The following is a 14,625-nucleotide window of genomic DNA, read 5'->3' on the forward strand; positions in this document are numbered from 1 at the left end:
TTGCTACTTGCTGCTACAGATGGAGGCTGATTCACGGACTAACAACCACCGAGACAGCTAGCTGATCCCAGTTCATATGTTCACGCAAACGAGCATTTACATCTTCAACCGTTAATGATTCGTAGATAGGAAGAATATCAAAGAAGTCACTATCACGGAAACGATTACGTGTAAATTCATGTGCAATACTTTCTGGAGAATTTAACATTCGCAAGTATCCACCGATTTTTTTACGTAAAGCTCGATCAAATGCATCTTGACTAAAGCCAGTAGCAACCACTTTATTAATCTCTTCTTGCAGACGTTTGACAAGTAGCTTAGGATCACGGGTATCTCCACCCATCATCGAATAGCCATATTCGGTTGTACTGCTATAATCACTTCCGAAATCATCTGAAATCAATTCTTCGTCATACAAAGTCTGATACAACTGCGTACTGTTTCCTAGCAATAGATCGAGCATAAGCTTGGTTGTTAATGTACGACGTTGTAGAGCTTCACCTGTAAGACCATTTTTGACTTCTTTCAGACCCAGTAGACATTTAGGCTCTGATACAGGCAAGCGAACTTCGTGCCATGCTTCTCCTACAGCTACAGGTTCTTCTTCAAAGAAACGACTGATTGCACCTTGTGGTTGGTAATCTTTCGCTTTTTGATTCGAACGTACTTGCTCCATAACTGTAGCAGGATCAACTCCACCTACTACGAATAGCATCATATTCGAAGGATGATAAAACGTGTTGTAACACTCATACAATGTATCTTTAGTTATCGTACTAATCGATTCAATCGTACCTGCAATATCGATGCGTAATGGATTTTTTTGATACATAGCTTCAAGCAATCCATAATACACACGCCAGTCTGCATTATCTTGATACATTTGAATTTCTTGACCGATAATACCTTTTTCTTTATCTACATTTTCTTTGGTAAAATAAGGATTCTGTACATAATTCAACAATGTTTCTAGATTATCTTCAATCTGTTCTGTTGCTGAAAATAAATATACAGTCTGCTCAAAGCTAGTAAATGCGTTAGCAGAAGCTCCTTTAACTGAAAATTTAGAAAATACATCCACACCATCAGGTTCTTCAAACATTTTATGCTCCAAAAAGTGAGCAATACCATCAGGTACTTTAACTTCTTCTTGTCCTTCTACTTGGAAATGATTATCTACAGAGCCATATTTAGTTGCAAATGTAGCATATGTTTTTTGAAATCCTTCTTTGGGAAGCACATATACTTGTAGTCCGTTATCCATTGTTTCGAAATATAATGTTTCTTGTAAACGCTCATAGCGGATGCTTTCCATAATTATGCCTCCTTCTGTTCTGTCGTAAGGAAATAAATCGTATCCAGTGTCAAGACACTTGCCGCAGTCTGGATCTGCTCTTTTGTAACCGATTCTACTTCAGACAACAATTGCTCTACCGGACGATCTTTATCTGCAAAACGTCCATTGAAATCATAACCGATCATTTGATAAGCAGAATCACGAGATTCTAACAAATCGTTGCGAATCATTGCTTTGGTCTGACTGATCTCTGATTCACTAATTTCACCAGCTTGCAGAATAGCCAATTGTTCTTTGATAATATTTAGTGCTTTATCAAAGTTCTGTATTTCAATACCTGATTGGATCGTAGTAATTCCTTTGTAAGGATCAAATCGTGAACCGACATAGTAAGCTAGACTTTCTTTTTCACGTACATTGGTAAACAATTTGGAATGAGGGAATCCACCAAGAATACCGTTTGCTACCCATGCAGATGCATAACGGTTATCTCCATAAGTAATCGGTGTGCGTAATCCCATGTTCAGTTTACCTTGACTGATTTCCATTTTTTCAACAATATGTTTAACTTCTGCACCAGCAGAACGTGGAATAGATATTTTGTAAGCATGTAAGGTATTGGTTTTGCGAGCAAATTGACTACTTACAAGCTCTAGAACCTCATCTAACGTAGTATCGCCTACCACATACAGATCCATCGTGCTATTTTCAAGCCATTGCTGGTAGCGTTCATAGACGTTAGCACCGTTCAATTGATCTAGATCACTAAGTTGACCCAGTGCATTTAAGCGGTAAGGCTCATCTTTACACATTTCTTGAATACAACGTTCAGCTGCATAACGAATTTTGTCATTCACTACAGACTCTAAGCGTTTACGAACATTCTCACGCTCAGCAGTCACATATTTTTCACGGAATGCATTATTTTCAAGCACAGGATTAGTCACTGCATCGCCTAAAAACGAAATACTTTGTTTTAACAGCGACTCATCTGCGGATACAAACGAATCATTGATCGTATCCATACGGAATTGCACCATTTGATAATCGCCTTTTTTATATACGTCAAATCCAAAGCCTGCACCATACATATTTTCTAAAGCTTCACGAAATTGTGTTGTTTCTGGATACTTGGCTGTTCCTCTACGCAAAATAAAAGGAATCAAAGCTGTAGGAGTAACTGTATCTTCTGCAAGGGGGGTTCCCATATAAAGTGAAACGGCAAATGTTTTGAATCGTGTCGTTGGCATTACATGTACACGTATTCCATTCACTTCACCGCGTTCGAATCCGGTCTTATTCAACGTCAAAACTCCTTTATCAAGCCAATTTGGTGATACTCTAACTCTACTTATTTTATACTAATCGAAATACAAGAAGCAAACGAGATGACAGGTATTTCGTTATAGCGCTATATGAGTCAAAGTATTCAAAAAAGCCATTGGGTTTCTTTCACCCCTCCATCTGTGATAAAATTTAGTCTCTGATGAAGGAATATAGACGGTCTGATGTCGAATTTCTGGAGATCAGCAGATTTAAAGCAACATATTTTGGATACACTTCGTCATACTATATGAGGAATGGTCATGCTCAGTCTATCTGGCAAAACAAGCAGTATTATCAAGGGGCCATACTTTAGATTGCGTATAGTAAAAAAGTATATCTCCAAATCTAGAAAAAAAGGAGCTCGACGAACAACATGAAACTAAGAAAAAAACCTGTGATGATTGCTACTGTGTCCGCTCTTGCTATTTCCGGCAGTATTTTTGTAAATAGCACATATGCTTCTCAAGCGACCAAGCAACTCAAAGCGATGTACAACAACATTAAAGTCATTTACAACAACCAAGAAGTGACTGTAGATGCTAGCCAAGAACCATTCATGGTTAACGGTACTACATACATTCCACTTCGTATGATGGGTGATGTATTTGATAAAAAAGTAACTTGGGACAATACGAACAAAATCGTAAATGTAGCTGACAAAACAACTCAAGTGCCTCAAACAACTGTAGATACGTTAAATTCTCAAATCCAAAATCTACAATTGCAATTGAATACAGCAACAGCGCAAAACACTACAAAAGATACAACGATTGCTCAATTGCAAGCGCAAATCACAAGCTTAAACACTCAAATTACAGATTTGAAAAACAATAATACGAGCTCCAATTCAAACAGCACAACATTGAATAAGTTACAAACAACACTTAACAATTCTTATGCTGATTACAAAGGTACAAGTGCTAATATTGAATTAACAGGTAATTCAGACAAATTGAAAGTGAATATCAAAGTCACTGAAAGTGTATGGAACGATTTGTCTACTTCGAACCGCAGAACATTGTTACAAAATATCGTAGATGCTATTCATGACAACAGCACTTATGATGAAGCTACAGTAACAGGAACCGTAGTTACCAAAAACTCTGTTAAGTTGCTAACTTTCTCAACCAATAGCAGTAACAGTATCATTATTGGTTCAAATGTTGATCTAAGTACAGTTCAAACTACATTGAATAACGACTTTGGTACGTACAAAGGTGTTAAATTGTCGATTGAATTGTCTAACGACAACGATGAAGAAATCGTATTCCGTATCTATGCTAACAAAGGTGATTGGAATTCATTAACTTCATACCAAACCAATACATTGTTCAATAGCGTTGCTGAAGAAATTGATAGCGCGTATAGCAATATGAACAAAAAGATTTATGGATTTGTGTATGATAGCTCCAACAAAACAAGTATTTTAGAGCGTTACAACGGTTCATAAGATTTCGTTCGTTGAACATCTAATACGCATAAAAAAGAAGCGCTACTCGCTAATACTTAGGAGTGGCGCTTCTTTTTATTTATTATTAAGGGTAGATGAGATGATAAATCCACTCTGGGATAGATCACCTCTTGCACTACCTGTTCTACATCGATTATGAATTGCTAGCTAACTTCTGCTGATATTGCTCAATCGTAATCAAGACTTCACGAGGCTTACTGCCCTCATAAGGACCTACAATTCCATGAGCTTCTAAAGAATCGATTAGACGTGCTGCACGAGTATACCCTACTCTCATGCGTCGTTGTAATAGAGATACCGAAGCTTGCTTACCTTCTACTACAATCTGCACAGCTTGATCATACAATTCATCCAATTGTTCATCCATGTTATTCACCGTATCGTCGATTTCAGGAACCAAGTCTTCTACATACTGGGCATCTCCTTGACCACGACAGTAGGCAACAATCGCTTCTACTTCTTCGTCAGACATAAAGGCTCCCTGTACACGAGTCGGTTTGGAAGAACCTACAGGCATAAATAGCATATCCCCGCGACCAAGCAATTTCTCCGCTCCACCCATATCCAGAATAGTCCGTGAGTCGATCTGTGAAGACACACCGAATGCGATCCGTGAAGGAATATTGGCTTTGATGACCCCTGTAATAACATCGACTGAAGGACGCTGAGTTGCAATAATCAAATGAATACCTGCTGCCCGCGCCATCTGTGCTAAACGTGCAATTGCATCTTCCACATCTCCAGCAGCAACCATCATCAGATCGGCTAACTCATCGACAATCACCACGATATAGGGTAAAACAGCCGCTGGATTATCTTTCATCAGATTATTGTAGCCTTCCATATTACGGGTACCTGATTTGGAAAATAACTCATACCGTTTTTCCATTTCGACAACGATCTTTTTCAGTGCTAATGAAGCACGTTTGGGATCAGTCACGACCGGTGCTAAAAGATGCGGAATCCCATTATAAATATTCAACTCTACCATTTTAGGATCGACCATTAAGAATTTGACTTCATCTGGCTTCGCTTTGTATAAGATGCTTGTAATAATACCATTAATACATACAGATTTACCTGAACCTGTGGCTCCAGCTACAAGTAAATGGGGCATTTTAGCCAAGTTCCCTACAATCGTCTGTCCTGCGATATCTCGTCCGAAAGCAATAGACAATTTGGCTTCTGACTCTTGGAAAATCGAAGTTTCCATCACTTCACGCATAGTAACCATCGCCACTTCGTTATTCGGTACTTCTATCCCTACAGCGGCTTTACCTGGAATCGGTGCTTCCATCCGAATATCTTTAGCAGCCAGTGCTAATGCGATATCATCGGTCAATCCTACGATACGGCTTACTTTGACACCTACATCAGGTTGAAGTTCATAACGGGTTACTGCTGGTCCCCGAACGACTTCAACGACTTTGGCACGTACTCCAAAACTTTCAAGTGTAGTCTCTAGCTTACGTGCAATCACCATATAGTCATTTTGATCATTAGCAGTACTAATATTCTTCGGCTTCGCTAATAAAGCAAATGAAGGCAATTTGTAAGGCTTAGGCTGTGGTACAGGCGGAGGCACGATCGTGCTACCTTCTATTGCTCCTGAAGCAATACCCGAACTCTGCTGATCTTCTACAGCGTTATTAGTCTCAGATTCTATTGATTCTGTATCTGTATTGGTTAGATCTTCTTCTACCAGATGCAACGGCGTGACTACCTGTTCATTCTGATCTGCCTGAAGAATAGCTGTTAAAGCTTCTGTTTCTATATCTGTTGATAAATGATCTGTAGTCGCATGTTCGCTATTGTATTCTTCTTCACTCTGCTCTCCACGTTCATACTGCATTTGTGCAAAAAAGTCACGGATAATCGGAGGCTTTTCAGCTAGTGATCCTTCAGAATCTACATTATCCCAAATATCACTTTCTGGCGTAGATGCTACAGCAAGTGAAGTCGATAGATTAGCTTGTTCATCAAGCTCGGTTTTTGCAGATAATCGACTTTTCGATCGAGTAGGCATAGCAGTCACAACAGATGCGGTTGCAAGTCTAGCTTCTGCTTCTTCATACTGTGCATCAATCGCAGCATATTGATTTTCTTCCGCTTCTTCGGTTTGACGCTTACGTTTCCAAGGAAAAAGACTAGACTTGGTACGTGGTGCTTCCTCTTCTTCGTCTTCTAGCTCATCTTCATAAGCTTCCATCTCTGCTGCTTCTGCTGCTTGCAGTTCACGTTCTTCTTGACGTTCTGCTTTGGCAATCTGCATCAGTTCTATCTTTTCCTGACTCCATGAAGAGAATTGTCTAACATGCAAACGAATACGTTGTACTAGATCAGCGACCGACAACTGAGTAATCAGCATCAGACTGATAATTACCATAACCGTAGCAATAAGTTTCGTTCCGATCACGCCAAACAACATCATAAATAACCACATCTGGACAGCACCAATATAACCACCTGCTGTTTGTCTTGCTGGCAACGAAGTTAATTGTTCTGCTGGCACATACATTAAAATACTGATCAGTGTAGCTGCACAGGTTAATAATACCAATCCAGATAATCTGCCGTTCCATCCTCGTGGCCATTTTCGTCTTAGCATAATAGCCAGTCCAATATAAATACCTACCAGAGGTAATACGAAATAGACTTTGCCTAAAATAAAGGCTGTTATGTAATGCAGAAATTCACCCACTGCGGCTTGTCTGGATAACGCAATCACCGAAAATGTAATCAAAATAATACCATAGACTTCATATTTTAATGTCGCCCAAGCGGATACTTTAGCTTTGGTATTTCGCTTCCGAGCAACAGGTTTGCGCTTGGTTGTCGTTGTTGTTTTCCGAGTCGCTGAAGAAGTTTTGGACACCACTTTTTTTCGTGGTGAACTTTGCGCTGACTTGGATTTCTGGGTTGTTGTAGGCTTCGCCATCTGTCACCACCTCCGATGCACTATTATATCATATACCAAGCAAATTGAGACGATTTCACTCTCTAAAAAAAACGCAAAACCCCCGTTCATCACATGGGACCGTCCAATATACCATGTGATGAACGGGGGCGACTGGTTGCCTCTTACCCGTTTATTCTATATTTCATGAACTCAGACTTCCATAATGATCGGAAGGATCATAGGTCTACGGCGCGTTTGCTCATATAAGAAACGACCAAGAGAGTCTTTAACACTTGTTTTAAGTGAAGCCCACTCATTAACACGTTCGCTCATTAAGCGTTGCAATGTGCTTGTTACGATGCGGTTCGCTTCATCCAGCAATCCTTCAGATTCGCGAACATATACGAATCCACGAGAGATGATGTCTGGTCCAGATACAATCTGTCCATCTTGCTTGCTAAGCGTTACGACAACAACAAGGATACCATCTTGTGACAATAGTTTACGATCACGAAGAACGATATTTCCTACATCACCTACGCCTAATCCATCGATTAACACGTTACCAGAAGTGACTTTACCGGCTTTACGTGCTACTCCACCTTGAATCTCAACAGTATCACCAATATCAATCATAAAGATATCTTCTGGAGCAATACCTACAGCTTCACCTAGTAAAGCATGTTTACGTTGCATACGGTGTTCACCATGAATAGGAATAAAGAATTTCGGTTTCATCAAGTTAAGCATTAATTTAAGCTCTTCTTGTGATCCGTGTCCTGATACATGGACGCCTGAGTTAGAACCACTGTAGATAACATTTGCACCTAAGCGGAACAATTCATCAATCGTACGTCCGATATATTTTTCATTACCCGGTACAGGTGTAGCTGCAATAATAACAGTATCTCCCGGTAAAATATCGACTTTGCGGTGTGTCGAACGGGCCATACGTGTAAGTGCTGACATTGGCTCGCCTTGACTTCCTGTAGACAGGATAACTACACGATCTGCTGCCATTTTGTTGACTTCTTCTGGCTCGATAATCATCCCATCTGGAATTTCAAGATATCCAAGATCAGAAGCGATTCCTACTACATTTACCATACTTCTACCGATAACTGTGATCTTACGACCTGTTGCAGCAGCAGCGTTAACTACTTGCTGAATACGGTGAACGTTAGATGCGAATGTAGCGACAACTACACGTTGTGTTGCTTTACGGAAAATATCTTCTAACACAATACCTACATTGCGTTCTGAAGGTGTAAAGCCTGGTTTTTCAGCATTTGTACTATCGGATAGTAGTGCAAGAACACCTTTACTACCAATTTCAGCCATACGTTGCAAGTTAGCGAATTCACCATTTACAGGCGTATGATCAAATTTAAAGTCACCTGTGTGTACAACGTTACCTTCTGGAGTAGCGACACATACACCTACAGAATCAGGAATACTATGGTTCGTACGGAAGAATGTAGCAGTGAGGGTGTTACCTAATTTAAGTTCTGAATCTTCATTGATCAGAATACGTTTAGTTTCGCCAAGCAGATTTGCTTCTTTCAGCTTGTTCTCCACTAATCCAATCGTTAATTTGGTACCGTATACAGGTACATTTAAATGTTTCAATACATATGGCAAACCACCGATATGATCTTCGTGACCATGCGTCAAAATGATAGCACGTACTTTGTCACGGTTTTCTGTAAGGTATGAAATATCAGGGATAACGATATCGATCCCTAGCATATCTTCCTCTGGGAATTTAAGACCTGAATCAATTACGACAATGTCATTACCATATTGAATGACGTACATATTTTTACCAATTTCACCAACGCCGCCCAAAGCAAAGATCGTCAGTTTTTCGTTATTCGTTTTTTTCGACAATGTTATCTAGACCTCCTATAAGTATTGGACGTATTACTAAATATTTTTAAACAAATTTAATGTGTATATACAATAATTACAAAACTTTCGATAAAGGTGGGTTCCTTTTTCAAAACGGATATCTATCAAACCGTTTCGATTCCGCAAGGAATCAGCACCCGAAAGCTTTATCGGTTCGTTGACCGTCTGCTGAGTTGCACAAATACTCTGCCTGACAAAGTATCCATTCAGCAAACCTCTATTTCTTTATACCGCACCCAGTCACTTGAGATTATTATACATGATTAAAAAACAAAAACACAAGTCATGTTTGCTTGAGTCTGCTAAAGCCTTTATAAACTGCCCTGTTTCATTCAAATTTTATCTATTCATTTCCAATATTTTATTTCTAGCTTCTTATGTATGCGTAAAAATTTATCACTTTAAAAATAAAAAAGTTGCTCCTAATTAAGAGCAACTTTTTTATGTCTAGAACGATTATATGATCGATCATCTACTTTATACAAATAATTGATCGATAAATTGTTGTTCTTGATCGGTAGGCGGTAATAATGGCAGTCTAACGTTACCATTACCAAAGCCACGTTTAGATAGTGCATATTTCACCGCAGATGGATTAGGAAGCGGCTCAGGGCTTTCAAATAACCCTTTGAAAATAGGGAACAGCTTTTGATTCAGCTTAGCTGCTTCTACAGGACGACCTGCAAGATAAGCTTCGATCATATCAGTCATCTCTGCACCTACCACATGACTAGCTACACTGATAATACCATGAGCCCCTACAGCCAGAGCAGGTAAACCTGAAGAATCATCACCTGAATAGACTTGGAAGCCTTCTGGCGCATGAGCAACAATCTGTGTAACTTGTTCAATTGAAGCACATTCTTTGGTTCCAACAATATTCGAAATTTCGGCAAGCTTAAGTGTTGTTGTTACAGACATACTTGTAATTGTACGACCTGGAACATTGTACATAATAACCGGAAGTTCTGTGGCTTGAGCAATCACTTTAAAATGCTCATATATACCAGCTTGATTAGGTTTGTTGTAATAAGGAACCACAATCAATACACCGTCTATGCCTAATTTGGAAGCTTCCCGAGTCAAATGTATCGAATGACGTGTCTCATTACTACCTGTTCCAGCGATAATTTTACATCGTCCTGCTGCATGTTTAACCGAAAACTCAAACATTTGCAGTTTTTCTTCATCGCTAAGTGTAGGCGATTCACCGGTTGTACCACATACTACTAATGATTCTGATTTTTGAACATCAATTAAATAATCGATTAATCTTGCTGTAGCATCCCAATCAATCTCATCTTGTTCATTAAAAGGGGTAATCATCGCTGTCATTAATCTTCCAAAGTCTACCACTCTATTTCCTCCTTCAAATACGGAGCTATCCGATGACCTGTATTCAGCACATGATTATAGATGCAATTGGAATTGAGAATGTAGTGCGCGAACAGCTTGCACCATATCTTCTTTTTTCACAAGCACCCATATGGTTGTATTCGAATCGGCTGATTGCAATATCGGAATATTTTGTCCTGTCAAAGCAGCTACAATTCGAGCCATAATTCCAGGTACTCCATTGATTCCGCCACCGATCACAGAAACTTTCGCGCAACCTGATAATCCTGTAGGTTGCAGACCCATTTCTTCTAATACTGCAAGTGCACGTTCTGCTTCGCTATCAAATACGGTATATACAGCTCCAAATGGCGTTACATTAATAAAATCAACACTAATACTATTTTCAGCCATGGCTTGGAACACTTTCAATTGAAGATGTTCGACACCTTCTTGTTGACCGACTGTAATCTGTGTAACGTTATTCACATAAGCGATTCCTGTAACCAGACGATCAACAACACCTGTTGGTGTATCTGCAAAACGTTCAGACTGTGTAACAAGTGTGCCTTCTGTATCTGCAAATGTAGAACGTACACGTACAGGCACTTGAGCTTGCATTGCAATCTCTACAGCACGAGGATGAATCACTTTGGCACCTTGATGTGCCATATTACAAATCTCGTTATAACTAACATAAGCAAGTGGCTTGGCATCTTCTACAATACGTGGATCAGCCGTCAATATACCATTAACATCAGTATAGATATCAACCATATCGGCATGTAGTGCTGCTCCAAGAGCTGTAGCCGAAGTATCACTTCCACCACGTCCTAATGTGGTGAGATCTCCTGCTTCACTTTGTCCTTGAAATCCTGTAACGATCACGACTTTGCCACTATCCAGTTCACGACTCACACGATCTGGACGTACAGCAAGAATACGTGCATTTCCAAAATTATCATCGGTAATAAATCCAGCCTGTGCTCCAGTAAGAACAATCGAAGCGATTCCTTCACTGTTTAAAATACCGCTTAACGTGACTGCCGAAATCATTTCTCCGCATCCCATTAACAAATCACGTTCACGTGGAGAAGGAATACTGCCGTTAAGCACAGTACTTTCAAGCAATGTATCGGTGGCATAAGGATCACCACTACGTCCCATCGCTGAAACTACGATTACGAGCTTGACCTGCTCGGCAAGCTCGCGTTTGATATGACGAAGTACATGGACTCTCGCTTCAGGTGTAGACAGCGAAGTTCCTCCAAATTTCTGCACTAAAATATTTTGCTTTTCTACCACAGTAGACATAATAACTATGCGCCTCCGTTAGCTAATTGCTGGTGTTTTTGCTGCAATAATCTCGGCAATTTGCACGGCGTTCCAAGCTGCACCTTTAAGCAAGTTGTCAGATACAATCCACATATTCAAACCACGTTCATGACCTAGATCACGACGTAAACGTCCTACAAACACATCATTTTTGCCAGCTGCTTCTGTAGCTAGTGGATACGCTTGATTCGCTGGATCATCAACTAAAGTAATACCTGGCGCATGTTGCAACAATGTTTTCACTTCATCTAGATCATAATCTTGTTTTAATTCTACATATACAGATTCCGAGTGACCATAGACAACAGGCACACGTACACAAGTTGTCGTTACATGGATCGACTCATCTTCCATAATTTTTTTCGTTTCATTTACCATTTTCATTTCTTCCAATGTATATCCGTTGTCCTGAAATTTATCGATTTGAGGGATCACGTTAAAAGCAATTTGGTGTTTGACCGGTAATGAGCCTACAGGCAAAATATCCGGAGTCACTTCTTCGCCTTCAAGTACCGATTTGCTTTGACGCTTCAATTCATCAATCGCCTGATTCCCTGCTCCAGATACCGCTTGATACGTCGAAGCGATAATACGATCGATACCATAACGATCATAAAGTGGTTTCAGTGCTGCAACCATCTGGATTGTAGAGCAGTTAGGGTTGGCAATAATACCGTTATGATCTGCTATACGGTCACTATTGACCTCAGGAACCACGAGAGGGGTATTAGGGTCCATACGGAAAGCATTTGTATTATCAATGCATACAGCGCCATGTCTGACGGCGTGAGGAGCGAGTGCCTTACTGATATCTCCTCCTGCGCTAAATAAAGCGATATGTACACCGTCAAAACTATCCGGTGTCGCTTCTTCTACTGTAACTTCCTGACCTTTAAAGAGCACCTTTTTACCGGCAGAACGCGCAGAAGACAATAACTTCAATGTTTTTACCGGAAAATCTCGTTCCTCAAGCAATCTTACGATTTGTTGACCCACTGCTCCTGTCGCTCCTACGACAGCTACATTAAACGATTGATTAGACATCTGGCATATCTCTCCCCTTCGATTTCAAAAAGTTCATTTACATCTGAATGTAAACGTAAACGGCAGTCGCAAAGACTACCGTCAACTTTTAGCCAGCTTTCACTGGATTATAATTTCAGTGTTCTGCAATAATTGTAGAAATAATATCATTCCCTGTTACATCTTTCAACTGTTTTCGCAAAAACATTTTAATCATGTAAAGCTTTACTTCGTTCCTGTATGTCCAAAACCACCAGCACCGCGTACTGTTTCTGATAATTGTTGTACTTCAATCAAATTCACTTCAGGTACAATCTGGAATACCATCTGTGCTATACGTTCACCACGATCGATCGCAAAAGCTTCTTCACCCAAATTGATCAACAACACTTTGATCTCTCCGCGGTAATCTGCGTCAATCGTACCCGGTGTATTGAGGCATGTAATTCCATGCTTATACGCAAGTCCACTACGTGGGCGAATCTGTGCTTCAAGTCCAGCAGGCATCGCTAATGCTAGTCCTGTTGGTACCAATGCTCTTTTGCCTGGTTCTAATACCATCGGTTCTGTTACCGCAGCATACAGATCGAATCCAGAAGCCAGTTCAGACATTTTGCGGGGTAATTCTAATCCTTCACTGCCGGGTAAAGCCATAATTTCAACATTAATAGACAAGTTCATCTCTCCTAACATGAGCAAGACTTCGTTCAGAATGACCTACCATTGCCAGCGCATAAGGCTCTGCAAACATATCATCAATCACCGAGCGAATATCTTCCATCGTCACTTCTTCAATATACTGTAATGTCTGATCGACTGTATTGTGTTTGCCAAGCATAATTTCATTTTTGCCCAGACGATTCATAATACTGCTTGTACTTTCAAGACTCAATACAAGACTGCCTTTCAGTTGTTGTTTCCCTTGATATAACTCTTGTTCAGTAATGCCATTGACTTTGACATCATGTAAAAGAGCATGTGTCAATTCAAAAACGTCTTTGGTCTGCTTCGGTGCTGTTCCTGCATAGATCGTAAATAATCCACTATCTGCATGAGCTGTATAATAAGAATAGACCGAATACGCCAATCCTCTTTTTTCACGAATCTCTTGGAAAAGACGTGAACTCATGCCTCCGCCCAGTGTATTGTTCAGAAGCACCATAGCGTAATACCGTGGATCATCTATTTTACCACCTGGGAAGTTCATACAGATATGATTTTGTTCTGTTTTTTTCTTATGAAAAATCTGTCCGCCTGCAAAAGCAGGTATGGTTAAGTCTTGCTTGGTTCCATGATTATCAAAAGCACCGAAATGTTTCTCCAACAAAGGAATCACACTGTCGTCTATATTACCAGCGACACTGATCACTGTATTTTCGATTGTATAGTGTTCTTTCATATAGGCTCTAAGCTCTTCACTACCCATAGGATGAAGACGTTCTTCGGTTCCCAAAATAGGATAAGCTAATGGGTGATCCCCATACGAAGACATCGTGACTAGATCGTGTACCAGATCATCTGGATCATCTTCATACATTGAAATTTCTTCAAGAATAACATTTTTTTCTTTTTTCAATTCTTCCGGATCAAGCAATGAGTTGAAAAACATATCCGATAAAATATCGACAGCGATGGATAAATGCTCATCTAATACTTTAGCGTAAAAACATGTATATTCTTTGGCGGTAAAAGCATTCACATCGCCACCGATACCGTCAAATACTTCAGCAATCTTTTGCGCATCAAAGCGCTCTGTTCCTTTAAATAACATATGCTCGATAAAATGTGAAATTCCATTGGTCACTAAATTTTCATAACGTGAACCTGTTTTGATCCAGATCCCAATCGTGACAGAACGGAAGGTCGGCATTTTTTCCATAACTATTCGTAGACCATTGTGTAGTTGAACTCGTTCCATGCGAGGGCCTCCCATTCGATAAATGCATACCTATCCTACCAGACTTTTAAAAACCGCTCAAGACTCCACTATATGTGCAGAGCTTGTAGATCTATCTTTAACGTACTCAT

10 protein-coding genes are annotated in these 14,625 nt (G+C 39.9%); 1 reads left to right on the forward strand and 9 read right to left on the reverse strand.

From position 1 onward, the window contains the following. Positions 1–31: 31 nt before the first annotated feature. Both yfmH and yfmF read right to left on the reverse strand, forming a co-directional pair. On the reverse strand, positions 32–1,315 hold the full coding sequence (yfmH, locus tag PTI45_RS09505; RefSeq protein WP_069327325.1) for an EF-P 5-aminopentanol modification-associated protein YfmH: 1,284 nt from the start codon (positions 1,313–1,315) through the stop codon (positions 32–34). 2 nt (positions 1,316–1,317) lie between these two features. Beyond that, a complete protein-coding gene (yfmF, locus tag PTI45_RS09510; protein ID WP_069327326.1) occupies positions 1,318–2,601 on the reverse strand; it encodes an EF-P 5-aminopentanol modification-associated protein YfmF in 1,284 nt (427 codons plus the stop codon). A 395-nt stretch (positions 2,602–2,996) separates the two neighbouring features. On the opposite strand from yfmF, the gene PTI45_RS09515 reads away from it, so the two are divergent. Then, positions 2,997–4,073 (forward strand): stalk domain-containing protein, encoded by a 1,077-nt coding sequence (locus tag PTI45_RS09515; protein WP_069327327.1) that lies wholly within the window; start codon positions 2,997–2,999, stop codon positions 4,071–4,073. Between the two features lie 154 nt (positions 4,074–4,227). Here the strand turns inward: PTI45_RS09515 and PTI45_RS09520 are convergent, their stop codons facing one another. The 7 genes from PTI45_RS09520 to PTI45_RS09550 all read right to left on the reverse strand — a co-directional run bounded on the left by PTI45_RS09520 (position 4,228) and on the right by PTI45_RS09550 (position 14,515). Beyond that, positions 4,228–7,032, reverse strand: coding sequence for an FtsK/SpoIIIE family DNA translocase (locus PTI45_RS09520; protein ID WP_083243444.1), 2,805 nt, complete (start codon positions 7,030–7,032; stop codon positions 4,228–4,230). Between the two features lie 171 nt (positions 7,033–7,203). Continuing rightward, positions 7,204–8,883 (reverse strand): ribonuclease J, encoded by a 1,680-nt coding sequence (locus tag PTI45_RS09525; protein WP_069327328.1) that lies wholly within the window; start codon positions 8,881–8,883, stop codon positions 7,204–7,206. Between the two features lie 498 nt (positions 8,884–9,381). Further along, positions 9,382–10,260 (reverse strand): 4-hydroxy-tetrahydrodipicolinate synthase, encoded by an 879-nt coding sequence (gene dapA, locus PTI45_RS09530; protein WP_083243445.1) that lies wholly within the window; start codon positions 10,258–10,260, stop codon positions 9,382–9,384. Between the two features lie 54 nt (positions 10,261–10,314). After that, a complete protein-coding gene (dapG, locus tag PTI45_RS09535) occupies positions 10,315–11,553 on the reverse strand; it encodes an aspartate kinase (protein WP_069327329.1) in 1,239 nt (412 codons plus the stop codon). A gap of 18 nt (positions 11,554–11,571) precedes the next feature. Next, positions 11,572–12,618 carry an aspartate-semialdehyde dehydrogenase gene (locus PTI45_RS09540; protein WP_069327330.1) on the reverse strand — a complete coding sequence of 349 codons (1,047 nt, stop codon included), beginning with the start codon at positions 12,616–12,618 and terminating at the stop codon, positions 11,572–11,574. Positions 12,619–12,822: 204 nt separating this feature from the next. Further along, positions 12,823–13,278, reverse strand: coding sequence for a dUTP diphosphatase (gene dut, locus PTI45_RS09545; RefSeq protein ID WP_069327331.1), 456 nt, complete (start codon positions 13,276–13,278; stop codon positions 12,823–12,825). Then, positions 13,262–14,515 carry a M16 family metallopeptidase gene (locus PTI45_RS09550; RefSeq protein WP_069327332.1) on the reverse strand — a complete coding sequence of 418 codons (1,254 nt, stop codon included), beginning with the start codon at positions 14,513–14,515 and terminating at the stop codon, positions 13,262–13,264. Before PTI45_RS09550 ends, dut begins: the two co-directional genes overlap by 17 nt. Positions 14,516–14,625: the final 110 nt, after the last annotated feature.

This window comes from Paenibacillus nuruki, assembly GCF_001721045.1.
Lineage (GTDB): Bacteria > Bacillota > Bacilli > Paenibacillales > Paenibacillaceae > Saccharibacillus > Saccharibacillus nuruki.